The following is a 19,963-nucleotide window of genomic DNA, read 5'->3' as shown; positions in this document are numbered from 1 at the left end:
TTGTTTCAAGTAGCAAAATTGTTAGCCTTCTGTCGCTTTTAAAACTTCGATTTTCTTTATCAAATCGACAATCCGGCTGCTGTACCCAAATTCATTATCGTACCAGCCTACCACCTTAACCAGGTCTCCAACAATTGAAGTCAGCTGGGCATCAAAAACACAGGAATGCGGATTATCGATAACATCAACAGACACAATAGGATCTTCTGTGTATTCTAGTAAGTTTGATAATTCATTGCTAGCTGCCATTTTAAAAGCATTATTAATCTCTTCGACTGTTGTTTTTTGCTTCAATATACAGGTGAAATCGGTTAATGAGCCGTTCAAGACTGGTACGCGTATACCTGCACCGCCTAACCTTCCTTCCAGTTCTGGAAAAATGTGGGTGATGGCTTTCGCCGCCCCTGTGGTTGTTGGTATAATCGAAGAAGAGGCTGCCCTGGCTCTACGCAAATCTTTATGGTTACTATCATGCAGATTTTGATCGCCCGTCATAGAATGAACGGTTGTAATATAACCTTCCTCCACTCCCCAATTATCATTTAAGATTTTTATCATTGGAGCGATATTATTAGTAGTACAACTTGCATTAGATAAAACCGGACTCATCAAGTCAATATTTTTATCATTTACTCCAAGTACAACCATTGGAATATCATCAGCCGCTGGAGCGGAGATAATGACCTGCTTAGCCCCTGAATGAATATGACCTTCCGCATCTTCCTTTGTCAGGTTTTTTCCTGTACAATCCACTACGATGTCGACTTTAAGTGCTGCCCAGGGAAGCTGAATGCAGTGCTTCATTGAAAAAAATGGAATGGAAATTCCGTTAATTGCTATTGCATCTGTTTGAGCTTCAACGTTTCCCTTAAATAAGCCATGTACAGAGTCATATTTAAAAAGATGTGCCATGGTTTTCGGCTCGGATAAATCATTAATCGCCACCACTTCAAATCCTTCTTCCAAAGCTAAACGTAAAAAGGTCCTGCCAATTCTACCAAAGCCATTTATTGCTATTCTCATTACCTCAAATTAGAGCGCAAAATTAATGTTTATTTTCAGATTGTACAGGAATAAATATGCCCGATTCTACTAGCATTATTTGACAGACTACGAATTCTCCGATAACTCTTTACGGCGGTTTGCATTATCCATTTTACGCAGGCGGTAAAAGAGCACAAAATCAAAAATCATACAAAGACCGATTATAAAGAAAATCAAAAAGAAATTCCCCAAGTCTTGCATGAGAAGGGCCATTGTGATTACCGAAATATTTAGTCCTGCTGTCAATAGAATAATTTGGGGAGGTTTATATCCTAGTCTTTCGAGCCGATGATGAATATGATTTCTGTCTCCAGTAAAAGGTGATTTTCCTTTAATGGTTCGTACCGAAAAAATTCTAAGTGAATCATATATTGGCACAATCAGAATGGAAACTGCAATCGCTGGAGCTGAAAAAACAAAAGGTGTTGAATCACCGGTAAACTTACTGAGTTCAATAAATTTTATCGACAATGCTGCTGTTACCAGGCCAATGATGAGTGCTCCTGTATCACCCATGAAAATTTTTGCAGGATACCAGTTGTATTTAATAAAACCTGCTATAGCCCCAGCAAGCGCGAAGGCAATAAAAGCATAAGGCACTTGATTCATTAAGGCAAAGAACACACCGAAAAATAAATTCGCGATTATGCCTATCGACCCTGCAAGTCCATCTATACCATCAATCAGGTTAAATGCATTATTTAAAAAAATAATCAAGATAACTGAAAACACCCCACCCCGAAGCATATTCATATCCGCAATACCCAATACTCCATATAAACTACTTAACCTGAAACCTCCAAAGAAAACCAGGATAACTGCAACAATTAATTGCAATAAAAATTTAGTGCTGGTATTGCTGCCATAGACATCATCTTTTAAACCCAGAGCAGCAAGTATAATGCAGGACGTAATCAAGAAGTTAGCTTCTTTAAACTGTACAATTGCAGAAAACAATAAAACGCTAATTGTAAAACTTCCAAAGATAGCGAGTCCACCTAGCCTGGATATATTTCGATTGTGGTTTTTTCGATGCATATCATTGGTATCGAAAAGACTATACTTAATGGAAGAATATATCACCGAGGGTATGCTGAAAATGACCATACAGGCTGCTAAAATAGCAATAGAGATGTAGAAGAGTTCGGGATTGGATTCCAGCAGTATCTTTAACAAAATGATTGTTTGTTTTTACAAATATAGGAAAAGCATCATCATCGTCGTGAGCATTTCTGCCCAGCATGATAAATATCAAAAAATTTAAGCTCTTTTCTAAAAGAAAAAAGGTTCAAAGTTGTTCAATTCCTTTTAAGCAAAAGAAATATAAAACTAGGGAATTTTATATCCGGTTTATCTCTCTAATAGCAAAATTTAAATCCGGCAATTTTTGAGTTATAATATCCCATACAATGTCATAATCCACTCCAAAATAATCATGAATTAGCCGATTCCTCGTATCGGACATTTTTCTCCATTCAATATTTGGATGAATAATCTTAAAATCAGGATCTACCTTCCTGCATGCTTCGCCAATAATTTCCAGGCTTCTTATAATTGCACGAGACAATATAGGATCATAGATAACCTCATTCTTAACTTTATTTTTAGTTGCTTCTTCGATAAATGATATTTCGTCTATTATATGATTTAGTAATTCAATATTAGATAGCAACATATTCTGTTTGATTTAAAATATAGGGCCCAATATGTTTACTTAGGGATTGCGGTGTAACTAGTTCCACCTTTCTTCCGAGTAGTCCCTCAAGATAGTATGAAAGATTCAAGTAATTATCGTAACTCTTTTCTTCTGGAAGAAATTCGACAAGAAAATCTACATCACTATTCGTTTTTAGATTTCCAGTTATGAAAGAGCCAAAAACACCAAGTTTAGACACACCAAAAGATTTAATCATTTTGCGGTTGACTAATAGAGTAGAAAAAAGGGCTTGTTTATTGGAAACCATATTTGTCATAAAACAAATTTACCTTATTATTTTAACTGTAACAACAAGAAAAGCAGACTTACAGAAACTGGGTAATTTTTGCAAATTTCTTTTTTAATAATGCCAGCAATGGAAAAGGCAGATTATTTCTTTTAAGCGCAGTTAAATCATTCTTAGCCGCCATTAAAATTCCTTTCAAACTTCCATTGCTCAATCCACCAATGCGCATATTTACCATAAGTATTGGCAGGTATTGAGCTTTTATACTATGTACATATAATAACCTAAGCATTAAATCGTAATCGGCTGCTGTGCCTAAATCTAAAGCATAGTTTCCATACTTTTTAAAGATGCTTTTTTTTACATATAATGTTGGATGGGCAGGCATCCAACCATTTATTAAATCTCTTTTATCAGCCTGTTTAGATTTCCATTTTCTTATAATTTTTAAAGTATTTGGATGAATGTAATTTAAATCACCATAAGCCGCTTCTAGTTCTGAATCTTCTTTAAATAAGTTTACAATTTGAGTGATTACGGTATTATCTGCAAGCATATCATCAGCATTTAACAAACCAATGATTTCGCCAGAAGCTAAATTTATTCCTTTATTAACGGCGTGATATAGACCGTTGTCGGGTTCTGAAATCAATTTACTGATTTTCTTTCTATATTTATTTATTATACTAATTGTAGTATCGGTAGAAGCACCGTCAATCAGTATATATTCTATATCAGCATAACTTTGATTTATTACTGATTCTATGCATTTATCTAAAAACGCTTCGCCATTAAATACAACAGTTATGATAGATATCTTCATTTAAACTTATATTTGTTTAATTTTTTCTCTGCTTACAAAATTTGCCGTAAAGATAAAAAATACAGGCATATCAATCACCAATAGGGAGATAGTAATAATAACAGCTCAACATCCATAATTCACAGTTTAGATTGAGGTCGAGTAATTGAAGTTGAATGTAAATCGGTATCTTTAATGAACCATGCAATTATTACATATTTCGGTATCAATGATCAGTTGGCCAATCAAAGATAATTCATTGCAATATACTGCTTAAGCATAATTTAGCATTTTGCCATTGCAATCATCATCATCTCGGATTTAAAATACCAATTATTGTTGTTTCTGAATCCATTTTCTAATAACATTATATCTGGATGGATGCGACTAATCAGATTACTATAAAGCCCATCAACTCTGAATTAGCTAGGAAAATTCTTACTACAAAAAAAAGCAACATACAGTTATTAGCAAATGCAATGAAAGTATTCAGGATTCCTGAAATATTTCCGATGTCTATTGAACATCTTTGCTAATAATTCCCAGAGCCATTGTCTTTGCAAATAATAAAAAAAAGGTGTTAGGTGATGCTGGATATTAATGCTCTCAATGTTGCGTATTCACTTGCATCGATTACAATTACAGTCTACATCAAGGCGAGTTTATTGAGTTACCAAGGAAATAATTTCATCAAATTTATGAGTTGCCAGTATAAAAAGCCATTCTAAGGCTTATTTCACGGCTTGAACCTTTAAAACGCACTGTAGTGTTTATAACTGACAGAAAGGAATTATAGTAAGTACAACAGATTAAAATTAATCTACCTATTCTTGTGATTTAAGATTGCTAATGTTGTCCTCCCTCTGATTCCGAATATTCCAGTTAGGCCTAATGCGGCACCAAAGGTCCATAAGTAATCGTCCAGTCCGCATTCGACCATGGTGTAAATTGCTCTTTGACCGCTAACAACTGGTCCATCAACACATAATAGTGCGAGAACGTTGATACTGCCAAAACACACATTGCATGAAGATGATGACGAAGCGCTCCATGAACAGTAATTTGGAGTAAGTGAAGTAAATTCAGCGCCAGAATATAATCTTGCACCAAGTAGTGAACTATAGCTTGTGTAAACCCTATTATCTGGAAGTAGACATCCGTCAGCCGTACCTTGAGCGTTGGAATAAGTAGAAGTTAAACACATTAAAATAATTAAGCACACCCGTCTCATCTTTCATATATTTTGATAACCGAAGTTACTATGGTTGTGAACTATAATCTACGTTCGTTTTGTTCAATATCGATGTTTAAGCAGGATTAATAGCCCAAGGACTTTGAATTAAATGTCTTCAGATTTGTATGCAATTTTCTGAAATTCGAGAGTGTATGTTATAAGAAACATTTAGATGATGCTTCGCTTCCATAAACTACTAGTAGCGAGATTGTGTGGATATGCCGGATTATTCGCTAATCTGGATCAGAGATTTAAAAAATAAAGATAGCATAAACGCAAAGTAATTCGCATCTATCCTCTATCTTGAGTTTAGAGAGAGAGCATAAATAATGCTTAACCATTGTAACTTATAGATAAGTTTTAAAACTTTTGGGTGCGATTTTGATTGGCATGCATCAAATAAATCCTATAGTAAACAAAGCGTGCATTCAGATCAGTTTTAGTGTAAGAATCAACGAATGAGTCGACAATTTTCATGAACAAAATGAATAAGCTGGAGTACATACAGTATCAATTTTCGCTATCATTATACTGAAAGCACTAATTATTGGGAGTAATTTCAATAGAGCAAGGATAGCACCGCAAAAAAGAGATTATCCATAAGTTATTTTCCATAACTAAAATGATAATAAACATTATTTTGACAAAGAATCTGATTTACTCATCTTAATAGAATAAAGTTCTAAGTAAGGATGATCTCCCTATCGAAAGTTAACTCGATCGATTAAACTTTTTAAGATTTTGTTTCTAAAGCATTATAAAATTCTATATTTGCTCCTATCGTTATTTATTTTAGAAGATGCGTAAATTTAACTCTGTATCCAGAGCTGCTTCGATAATGTGCATGAGTCTGTTGTGCAGCTTAAACTGTTTGGCTTCAATTCCTAAGAGCAGTGTTCCTCCACCCCCAAGTGGGTGCCTTGTCGGTGGCAGAATGTATACCCGGTGGATTAGAAACGTTTATATTGATGATCCAAATAACGCTAATAATGCAAATGAATATCGCTATATATTTAGCGATGATACATCTGCACCAGAGGCTTGTGTGAGTGGTGGCAGTGACTTTTATGGACCGAGTCCGGATGGATCTGGCGGCACAGTTGCGATTGGTTGTGACATTAACAAGCTTGATTACGCGTCAACAGTACATAACCCATCAAAAAGTGGATTTACAATTGTATGCCCTTTAGATACAAATACATATTTTTTACTTTTTTTTTCCTCTATTATGGTTTATTTTCATTTTAAAAGAAAAAACCATTATATTAATATCAACTCTTCAGAGTAATGAAATGGCATTAAATTATGTTAATAGAGAGAAAAATTTGAACTATGGGGTTTAAGTACAGTAGTCATTTAAATAGCTTAAGTACTGGCAACAGGTTTACTTTCTTTAATCAAGATTATACTCTCCTAATAATTTTACAGATAATTACTTTAAGTGTGGCTCTTTTCCACTTTAATTTTTTTAAGCATCTTTGAGCAATATTTTTTGTTTTTGAAATTTACATTCATTGTGCAATCCGATTCTTGATTATGATTCCAACAAAAGCAATTATAAAATTCCTTTTCGTCTCATCTATTTGCGCAATATTTCTAGGCTGCGCTTCGCGCAAAGAACATAGTCTATTTAACGCGCCCAGTGATATTGTTACTGATACAATCAAACAGGTATATGTTGTAAATGATCAGGGCATCAGTGATGCTTACTATAAAATAAAGGTGAATGATCAGTTGGCTATAAGAAATTTGCAAAATAAAGAATTTGGAGCTAGTACCACTTCGAATGGTAGTTCAAATGGTAGCCAAGTAGGTGGTAACATCAATAATACTTTTTCATATTTAGTCGATATTGATGGGACGGTAAACCTCCCCGCCATCGGAAAGGTGGATGTAGTAGGACTGAGCAGAAGAGAAACAGCTATAAAAATACAAGACCTTTATGCCAAGCAACTACTGCGGGATCCGATTATAGAATTAAGCGTGGTAAATTTAAAGGTTACCTTATTAGGTGAATTTAGCAAGCAGGGAAATTTTTTATTAGAAAGGGAAAATACCACCCTCATTGATGTTATTGGTGAAGCAGGTGGCATAAACAAAACAGGTGATCCTAAAACACTTAAAATTATCCGTGGTGATAGAAGCCGCCCGGAAATCATATATGTTAACCTAAATGACATCAATAGTTTAGCCAGTAAGAAATTGGTGCTTCAAAATAATGATATTATTGTCCTTCAGCAAACTAAAAATGCTGCACTTAGTGAAAAGCTAACGAGCCTAAACAATATCGTACAGCCCATTCTTGTGGTAGTTAATTTAGCTGTATTAATCTTTACCCTCACCCGCTAATGGATAATACTACCTCAATCGAAAAAAATAAATTAGCCAGCCAAAATATTAATTATTGGAAAATTGCTTTAATCTTCCTGAGCAGATGGTATTGGGTTGCAGGAACGGTACTAATTAGCTTTATTCTGGCTTGGTTATATGTACGTAGCATTACCCCTATTTACATTACCTCCGCTTCACTAAAGCTAGATGGCGACCATCAGCAACAAATGGCTTCACTTCCTGGCTCGCCAGTAAATTACCGCCCTTTCAACCAGAACCAGATACAGACTGAGGGAATTATTATGCGTTCGGAGGATGTAATTTTAAATGCCTTGAAAAACCTTGACTATAAAATTAGTTACTATTTAGAAGGAAGAGTTCGAGTAACCGAACTTTACCCTAAACAACCTTTTCAGGTAGATATTTTAACCCAAGATTCAGTTAATTTTAGTAGGGCTACCTATTCTGTCAAGCCAATTGATAACAAAACTTTTGAATTATCAAGTAGCGACGATAACAATAAGATTTTCAAGAAGTATCGGTACGGCCAAGCTATTAATGCTGGAAACATGGTATTTACGGTTAAAACCGAAGTCCCAGCCGCCGGTAATTACAGCTTCAGATTCAATGGCCTCAGAGATTTGTATGGTAGGGCTGCAGGCGGATTAAACATATTTGAACAGGAAAAAAATACCTTTATTATGGGCGTTACCCATACGGATAGTAATCCGGTTTTCTCTGCCAATGTGCTCAATGAAATCATTAAACAATATGTAAAAAATGATGCTCAGCTTAAGAAAAGATCAGCCAGACAAACCATTGATTATTTAGACAGCCAGATAGCATTTCTGGATGACCAAGTCAATAAATCAGGAAACAAACTTTCTAGCTTTCAAAGTTCCAATAAATTGATTGATCCTAATAGTGATAGGCAGATCGGAAGTTCAAAACTTAGCAACTTACAAAACCAGATTGCTGAGCTTCAATTGCAGGAACTTGGCATTCAACAATTAGAAATTCAGGTAAAAAACAATAAAGATCGAATACAACTAAACCTTAACCTGGAAGGTACAAATAGTACTCTTTTGACAGGTTTAATTACGCAATTAAATGATCTTATTCTGACTCGGGAAAATAAATTGCAAAACTTCAATGCTGATGCTCCTCCCATTCAAGATATTAATCGGCAAATTAATGAAGTAAAACAGGCCATTGTTACCAATATCCGGTTATTGCATGAGCGCAACCAGAAAACCATTAATTATATTAATGGACAGATCGGTCAGACAAATCACGAACTCGGCAGCATACCTGCTAAACAAAATGATTTCGCCAAATTGCAGAGTAACTTTGATATTAACCAAAGAATGTTCTCGATGCTGTTCGAAAGAAAACTTTCAGCACAAATCAGTTCCGCAGCGGTGATAGCCGGTGCTACCATTATTAGCGGCGCTCAACCTTCTTTCTACCCTATTTCTCCGGTACCTAAAAAGATTTACTCCTCTTACTTATTTATGGGTTTATTTTCGGGATTGGGCTTAATTTTATTAGTTAGAATTTTAAATCCATACCTCTACGATATTGAGACCATCGAAGGCTTAACAGCAACACCGATTATTGGCGTAATTTTAAAATATCCGAAAAAAGTTAAACTAGGTGAAACCATTTTATCGATCGAGCGGCCAAAATCAATATTTGCTGAATCCGTTAGATCGGTTAGAACTAACCTAAGCTTTATGGCAAGTGACAGGGATACGAAAGTTATTTGCATCACTTCTGAAGTCTCAGGTGAAGGGAAATCGTTTGTCAGCATAAATCTTGCCGGTACACTCTCTATTATTGAGAAAAAAGTGATCATAATAGCTGCTGATTTACGTAAATCGAAACTTCACTATGCTTTTGGGTCTGATAACCAGATTGGTCTTAGCAACTATTTATCAAAGCAAGCCAGTCTGTCTGAAATTATATTTACAGACGAAAGGCACCATATTGATTACATCACTTCTGGACCTGTACCGCCAAACCCATCAGAACTTTTGCACCATAAAGCAATGGAAACACTTATCGAAAACCTTAGGGAAACATATGAATATATCATTATAGATACAGCACCCGTTGGACTGGTATCAGACTCAATTCCCTTAATCAGAAAAGCTGATGTTAATCTTTTTATAATCCGTTCGGGTGTTTCGAAGTTCAGGGCCGCAACCATTCCAGACCGTTTGTCAAAAGAATATGGGCTTAACAATATCGCCATTATCTTAAATTCGTTTGGCGATGAAAAACTACATGCCAATATCTACACCACCAATTATGCCCATAGCAATACAGGAACTTATTACTACTCAAATTATACCGGTTATGGGAAAAGTGGCTATTACGATGATGAGAAAAGCTGGTGGGAATTTTGGAAGAAAAAAGGATAAAACTTAAGCTTAATGATTGAGCAAAATTACAGGTGGTATCCAGTTTATACGCATTCGAGGGCAGAAAAAAAAGCCCATGAAGAATTAAACAGAAAAGGTATTTTAAGCTATTTACCCCTAAAAAAGACAGTTAAACAATGGAGCGACCGTAAAAAAATCGTGGAAGAGCCCTTGATAAAGTCGTATCTGTTTGCGTATATTTCGGCTAAAGAATATGCAGAAGTTTTAATGACCAATGGTGTAGCCAGGTTTATTTATTTCTCTAGCCAAATCGCCTCTATCCCTGACCAACAAATCAATGATCTTAAACTCTTACTCGCTACGGATGCAGATCTTGAGCTAATTGATTTTGATATTAAACCAGGACAAAGGGTATTAATTAAGGCTGGGCCTTTTAAGGGAATAATTGCCGAACTGGTATCTCTACAAAACAAACAGCGTATTATTTTACGTTTACAAAATATGGGCTACTCGATTAATATCAATACATCGATAGCTTTTGTAGAACCGTTGTAGAAATGTTAAAACTGAGTGTGGAGAATGTGGAGGTGGGAGAATAAACGTTAAATTAATAAATACTGATGCTTAGGCACAGGTTCTAATTATAGAAACAATCGGTTCATTTTGAAAAACAAGATGTGACTGAAAGGGCGAAGCTGTATCCAGGGTGATCCTAACCATTGAAAATTCATTAAGAACAAAATACTAATGTGCCGTATAGCAGGTATTATAAATAGTAAAAATTCTTTAGAAAAAGTTGACCAACAGGTAAAATCCATGTGCGATAGTATGCAGCATGGAGGACCTGATGACTATGGTATCTATATGGACGGTAGCGAATCTGTTTGTTTGGGAAATCGAAGACTAGCTATTTTAGACCTCAGCAGTAATGGTCATCAGCCAATGGTTAGCCATAAAGAAGATATTGCGATTACCTACAACGGCGAAATTTACAACTATCAAAAAATAAGGACTGAATTAAATAGTTTAGGATATATCTTCAAGACCCAAACAGATACAGAAGTAATACTTTACGCCTACCAACACTGGGGAGAAAGTGCTTTCGAAAAATTAGATGGGATTTTTGCTTTCTGTATTTATGATAAACGGGAGCAATTTGTTTATTTGGTCCGCGATCAGAATGGGATAAAGCCATTGTACTATAATTTCGATAGTGGAACCTTAACTTTTGGTTCCGAAGTAAAGGCCTTTCAATATGCCAATATCTCACAAGAAAATGAAAATTGGAAGATTTACTATCTGGCATTTGGCCATATTCCCGAACCCTACACCACTTTAAAAAACGTATATAGTTTAGGCAAAGGTTGTTTTCTAAAATATCATATCAGGAGCGCCGAACACTTTATAAAATCCTATCACGAATTTGAAAACACTTCTTACATTAGAAACGAAACTTACGCCATCGAGCTCATCCGCGAACAGTTAAGAAATTCTATTAAACAACAGATGATTTCGGATGTTAATGTTGGTGTACTTTTTAGCGGAGGTCTTGATTCGAGCATTATTACTATTTTAGCCAATGAGCATAATGGTAGAAAACTTTCATGCATTTCGGCCAATTTTGATGAAATAGATTTTTCGGAAAAAAAACAACGAAATAGCCTGCTTCAAAAAATTGAAGTACAAAATATAGAAAAACTCATCACCTACCGCGATTTTGTACAGAATTTTGAGACGGTTTTAAGTAATATGGATCAGCCCACTAATGATGGGATTAACACCTGGTTTGTATGTAAAACAGCAAAAGAACAGGGAATTAAAGTTGTATTGTCAGGCTTAGGCGCAGATGAACTTTTCGGCGGATACCCCTCTTTTGACCGGATCCATAAGATACAGAACTTAAATTGGTTAAGTAAAAGTGTCTTACGGAGCATGCGTTTCTCCAACGATACCAAGTTTAAAAGGTTATATTACCTCAGCCTAAATTCTCCCATTGGTGAGTATTTATGTTTAAGGGGCGTGTATTCTCCAGATGTAATAGCGGAATTACTGGATATTGAAATGCAAACCGTTATCGATTGCCTGGAAGAAATCCCATTGCAGCCTGATATCAAAAAAACCAGTAACGAAACCCGGGCAAGCTGGTTCGAGTTTAACATGTACATGCAAAACCAGTTATTAAAAGATACTGATTTTATGAGCATGAGCCACGGCGTTGAAGTGAGGGTCCCATTCCTCGACCGCAAGTTTGTCGACCTCGTTCTTTCCATCTCCACGGAGATCAAATATAGCTATGAACAAAAAAAGAAACTCCTGGTAGAGGCATATAAGGAGGATTTACCGATAGAAACCTGGAAAAGATCAAAAATGGGTTTCACTTTCCCTTTTCAGGAGTGGATGAGAAAAAACAATGAAATTGCAGATCCATCAAGATATCACAATAAACGGGCAAGATCGCTGATAAAAAGTTTTGGAAAAAACAAATTACATTGGAGTTCAGCCTTAGCATTGTACCGAATTTACCATGCCAGTTAAAGTATTATTTTTAACACTCAAAACTTTTAGTTTAACTGGCGGAATTGAAAAAGTATGCCGGTGTTTATCACGTGTGTTATATGATTTGAGCGAAGAGAAAATTGTTAAATCTACTGTATATTCTATGTACGATAAAAATACGGACCGTGATTCCAGATACTTAAGCAAACAACAGTTTCGGGGTTTTGGCGGTAAAAAAGAGCAATTTGTGGTTCATTCCTTTTTAAACGGACTACGAGCCGACGTTATTCTACTCAGCCATATCCATTTGATCAGTACCGCCTATCTGATCAAAAAGGTATACCCTCGCAAAAAGGTTTACCTTCTCGCCCACGGGATAGAAATTTGGAAAAAATTATCAGTTTCGAAACTCCGTATTTTAAACCAATTGGATAAAATTATTTGCGTCAGTGATTTTACTGCACAAAAAATAATGGTTATGCATCATATCCCTATCGAGAAAATTGAGATATTAAACAATTGCCTAGACCCATTTTATTATCTCTCTACAGAGTTTGAAAAACCTAAGAATCTACTAGATAGGTACCTGTTAACTAATGAAAATATAATTATGTTTTCATTATCACGTCTATCTTCTTCTGAAAAATACAAAGGATACGACCACACCATTGAAATTCTACCAAAACTTTTGGAAAAATACCCAACTTTGATTTATTTATTGGGTGGTAAGTGGGATACAATCGAAAAAAAAAGACTGGACGAACTGATCATCAACAATAACCTTCAGGATCACATTAGAATGGTCGGTTTTATTGATGAAACAGAAATTACGGAACACTTTTTACTGTCTGACATGTTTATCCTACCAAGTAAAAAAGAAGGTTTCGGGATTGTATTTATTGAGGCACTGGCTAGCGGTCTTAGGGTTATTGCAGGTAATAAAGATGGAAGCGTTGATGCATTAAAAGGAGGTACTCTTGGTGCTCTGGTCGATCCTGATGATCAAGAAAGCCTTCTGACCAATATTTGTAATTTGCTAAGGCATGTTCAAACAGAAAAAGAAAAAAAAATCCTTCAAGAAAAATGCCTAGAGGCATTTGGATATGCGTCTTATCGTGAATCTATAAAAAGCTTGATTGTGACTGGGATGATAAACCTATCCACTAATCAAGTAGAACTAATATAAAGAAGTGGATGATTAAGATTTATGGTTAAAGAAGAGCAACAGTGGGTCATTGAGGCAAACTCTTCTTTGTTCGACTTAAAACTGAATGAAGTTTGGGCATACCGGGATTTGTTAGCACTCTTGGTAAGAAGGGATTTCGTTTCCTTTTATAAACAGACTATTCTAGGGCCACTCTGGTTTTTTATACAACCATTGTTTACCACAATCATCTTCACCTTTATATTTGGTAATTTAGCTGGCATATCAACCGATGGATTACCTAAACCCTTATTTTATATGGCAGGCATCACCGCCTGGAACTATTTTGCTGACTGTTTGACCAAAACCTCGTCTGTTTTTAGAGATAATGCGGGCATTTTTGGCAAGGTTTATTTTCCTAGGCTAATTATGCCTTTGAGTATAGTGGTGAGTAATCTGGTGCGTTTTGGAGTACAAATGCTTCTCTTTCTCATCCTAATGGCTTATTATTATTTCGCTGGTGCTAACTTTAACATAAGCTGGGCAATTTGCCTATTTCCAGTCATCGTAGTATTAATGGCTTTATTGGGTTTAGGTGGAGGAATGATTATTTCTGCTATGACCACAAAGTACAGGGATCTGGCTTTTCTCATCGGTTTTGGTGTGCAGTTATTAATGTACGCCACCACGGTAATTTACCCTTTATCTGAGGCGATAAAAAAATACGCTGCTTATGCCTGGATAATAGAATACAATCCCGTGACTCCCATCATTGAAACATTTAGGTATGGTTTTCTTAGCGAAGGCAGCTTTAGCTGGTTTCGTTTAGGTTATGCTACAATTGTTACGATTTTTTTATTGTTGATTGGTACGGTAGTTTTCAATAAAGTAGAGCGCAATTTTGTTGATACGGTATAAATGGGAAATCGAAGATGTAATATGGATGATGGAAAGCATGACTTTAAGCATATTTTAAATGTCTAACATCGTTATAAAAGTAGAGAATCTTAGTAAGGCTTATCAACTGGGCCAAATAGGTACAGGGACGATCAGCCGCGATTTAGAGCGTTGGTATGCACGAATTCGAGATAAGGAGGATCCTTTTCTAAGGATCGGTGAAAGCAACGATCAAAACATCAAAAGCGCAAGTGATGTAGTATGGAGTTTAAAGGATATTAATTTTGAAATTGAGCAAGGAGACGCAGTTGGCATTATTGGCAGAAACGGTGCAGGAAAAAGTACTTTGCTTAAAATTTTAAGTAGAGTAACTGCCCCAACCACTGGGAAAATCTCTGGTCAAGGTCGTATAGCGAGTTTACTTGAAGTTGGAACAGGTTTTCATCCAGAACTCAGTGGCCGTGAAAACATATTTCTGAATGGTGCTATTTTAGGCATGCGTAAAAAAGAAATTCAGCGGAAACTGGACGAGATTGTAGATTTTGCGGGGATAGAGCGTTATTTAGATACGCCGGTAAAAAGATATAGCTCCGGGATGTATATTCGCCTGGCTTTTGCTGTTGCAGCACATTTAGAAAGCGAAATTTTAATTGTTGATGAGGTATTAGCTGTTGGCGATTCAGAATTTCAAAAGAAATGTTTGGGCAAAATGGGGGAAGTGAGTAAAGGAGAAGGCAGGACTGTGCTGTTTGTGAGCCATAATATGGGCGCCGTAAAGCAACTTTGCAACAGTGGAATAGTACTTAAAAATGGCCTTGTGAGTTACAAGTCGGATGTTATATCTGAAGTTATTAATAAATACCTGACTACAGAAGATAGAGAACTGTCAAACAGCCTTAATATTGATGGCGAAAAATACAAAAATCAATATTTCAGACCCATGATGATAAATACTAAAAAAGCTTCATATAGCCTGAATGAAGAAGTTGAAATTTCTATTTTGGGGGAAGTTTTGGAACCTAATAGCTCGTTGCAAATAGGATTTTCCTTATCTGATGCTGATGGCAATAACCTATTATGGTCATTTCACACAGACACAATTACTCAAAATAGCTTTCCAAAAGGCAAAATCAAACTGACAACTTCCATTACTCCTTACTTGTTGAACGAGGGAAAATACTACATTTCCCTAGGTGTTGCAATATTCAACCAGTTTTGGATTATAGATCCTGATAATAACAATGATAGAATATATTTTGAAATTAATGGCGGTTTTGATTTTTCAAGCTTTTGGACGGAAAAGAGACCAGGGATTCTCGCAAAAAAATTTAACTGGAAATTAGAAAAATGAAATGGGATCGATAACAATGGGGCCTGATAAAAGGCTTGTTGAATTTATAAAAGAAAAATATCAAATTACCAACTTTATAGAAACCGGCACCTACCAAGGCGGTACTACCGAATGGTCAGCTAATGTTTTCAAAAATGTATATTCAATTGAATTTTCTGAACATTGGTATAACTATACTAAAGAAAGACTAAAATCAAGGGAAAATGTCCATCTTTTATTTGGCGATACAAAAAGTATACTTCCAGATCTCCTTCCAAAAGTAAATAACGCCATTTTATGGCTCGATGCACATTGGTGCGGTGACCATTCTTTTGGAGAAAAAGATCAATGCCCCTTATTAGTTGAGTTGGAAATCATTAACAAGTTTAAACATCTGTTCAACAGATTGTTTATCATGATTGATGATGCTCGTTTGTTTTTATCCCCACCTCATCATCCGCATTCGTTAACAGATTATCCTGATCTCGCTGAAATCGTGCAAGCACTCACCCCCGAACGTCAAATTTATGTATTTAACGATATTATACTGGCCGTTCCGAAATCCTACAAGCACGAATTTAGTATTCTGCTTCAAAACCTGGCTACAGAAGATTTAAAAGTTGATATAGTGCCAATACCTTCAATCAAAAAACAAATTGTTAGAAAAATCAGCCATAAAATATCAACAATAATAACCCGGAAAAGATAAATTTTTCCTTAAAAAATCATCAAAGAAAAAATTGCTAAGAAAAATTAAAAATAAACTTCGTTATACTGCAGTAGGAAAGCTGTATGGTTATTTCACTTTAAGAAAATTGTTTAGAAAAAAGGTTGAAACTTTTAATGCTGACTTAGCTAATTTCCGACTGAGTGAAGGAAATACTAATCTCAGATTCAATCAAAATTACGACCATTACCCATTATTAGATGACCGAACATCTATCACCGAAATAGAACCTCACTATACTTATCATCCTGCATGGGCAGCGAGAATTTTAGCGAAAACCCAACCAAAAAAACACGTCGATATTTCTTCAATCTTACACTTTAGCACCATAGTATCTGCATTTATACCCGTAGAATTTTATGATTACAGGCCTGCGGAAATTAAGCTGGAGGGACTAGATACCAAACATGCCGATTTAACACAATTGCCATTCAGAAGTAATACGATCGACTCTTTATCATGTATGCATACACTTGAGCATATTGGACTTGGAAGATATGGAGATGAAATTGATTATGATGGCGACCTCAAGGCAATTAACGAATTGGTTAGGGTATTGGCTGTTAATGGAAATTTACTTATAGTTACTCCGATTGGCAAAGCCAAAATAGCATTTAACGCACACCGGATTTACGCATATGATCAGATCATCTCTTACTTTTCAAAACTCGAACTTATTGAGTTTTCCTTGATTCCTGATAAGTTCGAAAATATTGGTATAATTAGAAATGCCAGCAAAAAACAAGCAGATGAGCAAAGCTGGGGCTGTGGCTGTTTTTGGTTTAAAAAACGTTTAAATGATTAGTGTTGAATTACAAGGCAGATTGGGAAATCAGTTATTCCAGTATGCCTTTGCTTACGCTACCGCTAAAAAGCTAAATTCTAGTTTTTATTTTGACAGGAGCCTACAATCTTTATTTATTCCTCAATATTTTGACCAAACAAAAGATATCTTCTATTACTTAGATCAAACAATATTTTCTTTAAAAGGGTTTGATGATTTTTTTTCGGTTTATCTAAAAAGAAAATTTTATGCTCTGTTAAGAAAAATCCTAAATTTTGAAGAAGTACATATATCTGATCAATTGGAGCCACACCTAGAAAGCTTGAAACTCAAGGATCAGAAATTATATACAGGCTTTTTCCAATCGGAGTATTATTTCGCTGCCTGTAAAGATGAAATAAAAGCCAAATTTGTTATTAAAGAAAAATATCAGACAGATTTTAGAAATATATTTAACGATCTGCCCCCGGGATACAAATATGTGGTTGTGCATGTTAGACGATCGGACTATTTTAACTATGATATACAATTACCAGCAGAATATTATCACAATGCGATTTCGGCCACTGAGAGCGAAAACAATTACTACATATTAATTAGTGATGATACAGATTTTTTAGAGTCCGAATTTGGATACCTGAATAAAAAATATATTTCCCGATCAACGGAAATTATCGATCTTCAGTTTTTAATGCAGGCAGACATTTGTATCATTTCCAATAGTACTTTTAGTTGGTGGGGTGCTTATTTAAATGTTAAAAATGCACCTGTGTATGCACCAAACAAATGGTTTCCTGATTTTGGAAAAATAGAATCTCCTTGCAACATTTTATTAGAGAATTGGAATCTCATCCCGGTCTAATGGTTTGCATATTTACACAAATTAAAAAATGAAAACTGTTTCAGTTATTATTCCGACCTATAACAGAGATTTTTTCATAAAATTAACCCTGGAAAGCTTTGTAACACAAAACTATGCTAATATGCTCGAAATTATTGTAATCGATAATAACTCAACAGACAATACATTAGCGGTAGTAAAAGAATTGTCTGAAAAATACCCGATAATAAAGTATTTTGAGGAACCAAGGCAAGGCGTTCACTATGCACGCAATTCTGCAATAAAGTACGCAAAAGGTGAAGTATTATATTATACAGATGACGATATGATTGCCGAACCAGATTTGTTAACGAACCTGGTTCCAACTTTCGAACTGAACGATAAAATTGCAGTAGTAAGTGGGCGGATACTGCCAAAATGGGATATTCATCCTCCTGACTGGATATTAAAATACTGCTTAAATGCTCACTTAAGCCTTAATCTAGATGAAACTCCGTTAATCATTTCCGATCAGATGATTAATATTTTTAGCTGTCATGAAGCAATTTTAAAAGAAGCAATAATAAATGCCGGGGGCTTTAACCCAGAAAACACCAAAGGCGAATGGATAGGAAATGGAGAAACAGGGCTATCCATAAAAATTCTTGATCTGGGTTATCTGCAGGCCTACAATGGTTTATCTGTCATTAACCATATTATTCCAAAAAGTAGGATGACGCAAAGTTATTTAAATAAAAGATTTGCAAACCAGGCTAATTGCGATAGTTTTACAATTTACAGGGCTGCCAATGGGTTAAACAATTCAAAACTGTTCACCAACATTGTTAATAATTTTATTGCTGTTTTATATAAATCCTTAGCTACACCTTGGCACTTCATAAGAGCCAAAGATAATTGGAGAATTACAATGGCCCAGGCTTTTTATCATAGCAATCGCATTGCTTACGACATCAAGTTGATGACCAGACATCATATGAGAGATCTTGTATTGAGAGATAACTGGATTGAACAAACCAACTAAATGAAAGATAGCATAACGCGAAAGTCTATTACGTTTTTTATGTTGGTAACCAACCGGGACTGCATGTTTGGAGATTATGGTGTTAAAAGTTTTAAAAAAATATACGACAGGCTTAATCATTCTGAAAAACAACATTTTAAATTATTCATTTATCTGAATGCCCTCACCACAGAAAATCTTAATGAATATGCAGTAAAATGGGCGGCATATCCTTATGTTCAGATCTTTGACAATACAGAAAAAATAAGGACTAAAAATTTTGTTGCTGGTGAAACGATTACTTCTCCTGAAGGAATTGATCGTGTGAGGGATGATATTAACGAAAATTATGATGAACTCTGGACCTCAGAACTTCCCAAATTTAACACAGATTACATTGCAACTGTTGATGCAGATTTTGAAGTATTAGATGCAGAATTTTACTTTCATCTGCTGCTCGCTTTACAAAATCCTGATTGTCTATTCGCCAGTACCTGTTACAATGAAACCGCATATTGTTTTGATAGTTATTCTAATAGAAACATGCATCTATACGAACGAAACCATACCTGGTTTTGTATTTATAAGAAGGAAGCATTTGAGCTATCCAAAAGATCTCACTTTTATTACGAGGAAATCCGTGATGGCGAGGTACATGCATTTGATTCCGCCGCATATTTTCAAAATGAATTAAGAAAAATACCAGGCAAAAAATTTTACCATCTCCCATTAAATACCAGGCAAATTTTATTCATTACGGGGCCGGGTCAAAAAATATATCTATAAATAAGTCTAACATTTCCTTTTACCGTAAGTTAATGATCACTTGCAAAATTGGTCCGATACGTAAATGGACAAACATAAAAGTTGTTAATCTAATTAATAGAATTGCGCGAAAATTGATCTCAAAAATCTTCAAAAAAAAAATCAATTCATTAAGTACTGAAAGAAGTAAATTTATTTTTAATCAAGCTTAACTATGATAGAAAGCATCACCATAAAT

At 35.3% G+C, this 19,963-nt stretch carries 19 protein-coding genes; 13 read left to right on the top strand and 6 right to left on the bottom strand.

Annotated features, from left to right (window positions below):
- Positions 1 to 21 precede the first annotated feature (21 nt).
- The 6 genes from gap to QWY86_RS06035 all read right to left on the bottom strand — a co-directional run bounded on the left by gap (position 22) and on the right by QWY86_RS06035 (position 5,020).
- Positions 22 to 1,023 (bottom strand): type I glyceraldehyde-3-phosphate dehydrogenase, encoded by a 1,002-nt coding sequence (gene gap / locus QWY86_RS06060; RefSeq protein ID WP_290239811.1) that lies wholly within the window; start codon positions 1,021 to 1,023, stop codon positions 22 to 24.
- A gap of 87 nt (positions 1,024 to 1,110) precedes the next feature.
- On the bottom strand, positions 1,111 to 2,220 hold the full coding sequence (locus tag QWY86_RS06055) for an MraY family glycosyltransferase (RefSeq protein WP_290239809.1): 1,110 nt from the start codon (positions 2,218 to 2,220) through the stop codon (positions 1,111 to 1,113).
- A 163-nt stretch (positions 2,221 to 2,383) separates the two neighbouring features.
- The gene (locus QWY86_RS06050; RefSeq protein ID WP_290239807.1) at positions 2,384 to 2,719 is read right to left on the bottom strand and encodes a HepT-like ribonuclease domain-containing protein; all 336 of its coding nucleotides are present in this window, start codon (positions 2,717 to 2,719) and stop codon (positions 2,384 to 2,386) included.
- Entirely contained in the window at positions 2,706 to 3,017 is a 312-nt protein-coding gene (locus tag QWY86_RS06045; RefSeq protein ID WP_290239805.1) for a nucleotidyltransferase family protein, read from the bottom strand. The genes QWY86_RS06050 and QWY86_RS06045 overlap by 14 nt, the downstream gene beginning before the upstream one ends.
- Positions 3,018 to 3,066: 49 nt before the next feature.
- Positions 3,067 to 3,810 carry a glycosyltransferase family 2 protein gene (locus QWY86_RS06040; RefSeq protein WP_290239804.1) on the bottom strand — a complete coding sequence of 248 codons (744 nt, stop codon included), beginning with the start codon at positions 3,808 to 3,810 and terminating at the stop codon, positions 3,067 to 3,069.
- Positions 3,811 to 4,609: 799 nt separating this feature from the next.
- Positions 4,610 to 5,020 carry a hypothetical protein gene (locus QWY86_RS06035; protein ID WP_290239802.1) on the bottom strand — a complete coding sequence of 137 codons (411 nt, stop codon included), beginning with the start codon at positions 5,018 to 5,020 and terminating at the stop codon, positions 4,610 to 4,612.
- Positions 5,021 to 5,957: 937 nt separating this feature from the next.
- Here QWY86_RS06035 and QWY86_RS06030 point away from each other — a divergent pair.
- The 13 genes from QWY86_RS06030 (at position 5,958) to QWY86_RS05970 (ending at position 19,746) form a co-directional block, all read left to right on the top strand.
- Complete coding sequence (locus QWY86_RS06030; RefSeq protein WP_290239799.1) at positions 5,958 to 6,311, top strand: hypothetical protein; 354 nt, start codon at positions 5,958 to 5,960, stop codon at positions 6,309 to 6,311.
- A 248-nt stretch (positions 6,312 to 6,559) separates the two neighbouring features.
- A complete protein-coding gene (locus tag QWY86_RS06025) occupies positions 6,560 to 7,372 on the top strand; it encodes a polysaccharide biosynthesis/export family protein (RefSeq protein ID WP_290239796.1) in 813 nt (270 codons plus the stop codon).
- Positions 7,372 to 9,780 (top strand): GumC family protein, encoded by a 2,409-nt coding sequence (locus QWY86_RS06020; RefSeq protein ID WP_290239794.1) that lies wholly within the window; start codon positions 7,372 to 7,374, stop codon positions 9,778 to 9,780. The genes QWY86_RS06025 and QWY86_RS06020 overlap by 1 nt, the downstream gene beginning before the upstream one ends.
- A 12-nt stretch (positions 9,781 to 9,792) precedes the next feature.
- Entirely contained in the window at positions 9,793 to 10,296 is a 504-nt protein-coding gene (locus QWY86_RS06015; protein WP_290239792.1) for a UpxY family transcription antiterminator, read from the top strand.
- Positions 10,297 to 10,488: 192 nt separating this feature from the next.
- Positions 10,489 to 12,276 carry an asparagine synthase (glutamine-hydrolyzing) gene (asnB, locus tag QWY86_RS06010; RefSeq protein WP_290239790.1) on the top strand — a complete coding sequence of 596 codons (1,788 nt, stop codon included), beginning with the start codon at positions 10,489 to 10,491 and terminating at the stop codon, positions 12,274 to 12,276.
- Positions 12,266 to 13,423, top strand: coding sequence for a glycosyltransferase family 4 protein (locus QWY86_RS06005; RefSeq protein ID WP_290239787.1), 1,158 nt, complete (start codon positions 12,266 to 12,268; stop codon positions 13,421 to 13,423). Before asnB ends, QWY86_RS06005 begins: the two co-directional genes overlap by 11 nt.
- Before the next feature lie 21 nt (positions 13,424 to 13,444).
- On the top strand, positions 13,445 to 14,299 hold the full coding sequence (locus tag QWY86_RS06000; RefSeq protein WP_290239786.1) for an ABC transporter permease: 855 nt from the start codon (positions 13,445 to 13,447) through the stop codon (positions 14,297 to 14,299).
- A gap of 58 nt (positions 14,300 to 14,357) precedes the next feature.
- Positions 14,358 to 15,629 (top strand): ABC transporter ATP-binding protein, encoded by a 1,272-nt coding sequence (locus QWY86_RS05995; protein WP_290239784.1) that lies wholly within the window; start codon positions 14,358 to 14,360, stop codon positions 15,627 to 15,629.
- Position 15,630: 1 nt separating this feature from the next.
- Positions 15,631 to 16,317 carry a class I SAM-dependent methyltransferase gene (locus QWY86_RS05990; RefSeq protein WP_290239782.1) on the top strand — a complete coding sequence of 229 codons (687 nt, stop codon included), beginning with the start codon at positions 15,631 to 15,633 and terminating at the stop codon, positions 16,315 to 16,317.
- Between the two features lie 31 nt (positions 16,318 to 16,348).
- Complete coding sequence (locus tag QWY86_RS05985; RefSeq protein ID WP_290239780.1) at positions 16,349 to 17,140, top strand: DUF268 domain-containing protein; 792 nt, start codon at positions 16,349 to 16,351, stop codon at positions 17,138 to 17,140.
- Positions 17,133 to 17,981 carry an alpha-1,2-fucosyltransferase gene (locus QWY86_RS05980; RefSeq protein WP_290239778.1) on the top strand — a complete coding sequence of 283 codons (849 nt, stop codon included), beginning with the start codon at positions 17,133 to 17,135 and terminating at the stop codon, positions 17,979 to 17,981. Before QWY86_RS05985 ends, QWY86_RS05980 begins: the two co-directional genes overlap by 8 nt.
- A 28-nt stretch (positions 17,982 to 18,009) precedes the next feature.
- A complete protein-coding gene (locus QWY86_RS05975; protein WP_290239775.1) occupies positions 18,010 to 18,981 on the top strand; it encodes a glycosyltransferase family 2 protein in 972 nt (323 codons plus the stop codon).
- Positions 18,982 to 19,746, top strand: a complete 765-nt coding sequence (locus QWY86_RS05970) for a hypothetical protein (RefSeq protein ID WP_290239774.1) — start codon at positions 18,982 to 18,984, stop codon at positions 19,744 to 19,746.
- Positions 19,747 to 19,963 lie beyond the last annotated feature (217 nt).

It is taken from the genome of Pedobacter aquatilis, from assembly GCF_030409415.1.
Lineage (GTDB): Bacteria > Bacteroidota > Bacteroidia > Sphingobacteriales > Sphingobacteriaceae > Pedobacter > Pedobacter aquatilis.
Note: the sequence above shows the minus strand (reverse complement) of the source record. Positions and strands in the feature narration are given on the sequence as shown.

Bases quoted from the DNA above. Each gene is read 5' to 3' on its own strand.
- gap (WP_290239811.1), bottom strand. From the start codon at position 1,023: ATGAGAATAGCAATAAATGGCTTTGGTAGAATTGGCAGGACCTTTTTA.
- QWY86_RS06050 (WP_290239807.1), bottom strand. From the start codon at position 2,719: ATGTTGCTATCTAATATTGAATTACTAAATCATATAATAGACGAAATA.
- QWY86_RS06045 (WP_290239805.1), bottom strand. From the start codon at position 3,017: ATGACAAATATGGTTTCCAATAAACAAGCCCTTTTTTCTACTCTATTA.
- QWY86_RS06040 (WP_290239804.1), bottom strand. From the start codon at position 3,810: ATGAAGATATCTATCATAACTGTTGTATTTAATGGCGAAGCGTTTTTA.
- QWY86_RS06035 (WP_290239802.1), bottom strand. From the start codon at position 5,020: ATGAGACGGGTGTGCTTAATTATTTTAATGTGTTTAACTTCTACTTAT.
- QWY86_RS06030 (WP_290239799.1), top strand. From the start codon at position 5,958: ATGTATACCCGGTGGATTAGAAACGTTTATATTGATGATCCAAATAAC.
- QWY86_RS06025 (WP_290239796.1), top strand. From the start codon at position 6,560: ATGATTCCAACAAAAGCAATTATAAAATTCCTTTTCGTCTCATCTATT.
- QWY86_RS06020 (WP_290239794.1), top strand. From the start codon at position 7,372: ATGGATAATACTACCTCAATCGAAAAAAATAAATTAGCCAGCCAAAAT.
- QWY86_RS06015 (WP_290239792.1), top strand. From the start codon at position 9,793: ATGATTGAGCAAAATTACAGGTGGTATCCAGTTTATACGCATTCGAGG.
- asnB (WP_290239790.1), top strand. From the start codon at position 10,489: ATGTGCCGTATAGCAGGTATTATAAATAGTAAAAATTCTTTAGAAAAA.
- QWY86_RS06005 (WP_290239787.1), top strand. From the start codon at position 12,266: ATGCCAGTTAAAGTATTATTTTTAACACTCAAAACTTTTAGTTTAACT.
- QWY86_RS06000 (WP_290239786.1), top strand. From the start codon at position 13,445: ATGGTTAAAGAAGAGCAACAGTGGGTCATTGAGGCAAACTCTTCTTTG.
- QWY86_RS05995 (WP_290239784.1), top strand. From the start codon at position 14,358: ATGTCTAACATCGTTATAAAAGTAGAGAATCTTAGTAAGGCTTATCAA.
- QWY86_RS05990 (WP_290239782.1), top strand. From the start codon at position 15,631: ATGGGATCGATAACAATGGGGCCTGATAAAAGGCTTGTTGAATTTATA.
- QWY86_RS05980 (WP_290239778.1), top strand. From the start codon at position 17,133: ATGATTAGTGTTGAATTACAAGGCAGATTGGGAAATCAGTTATTCCAG.
- QWY86_RS05975 (WP_290239775.1), top strand. From the start codon at position 18,010: ATGAAAACTGTTTCAGTTATTATTCCGACCTATAACAGAGATTTTTTC.
- QWY86_RS05970 (WP_290239774.1), top strand. From the start codon at position 18,982: ATGAAAGATAGCATAACGCGAAAGTCTATTACGTTTTTTATGTTGGTA.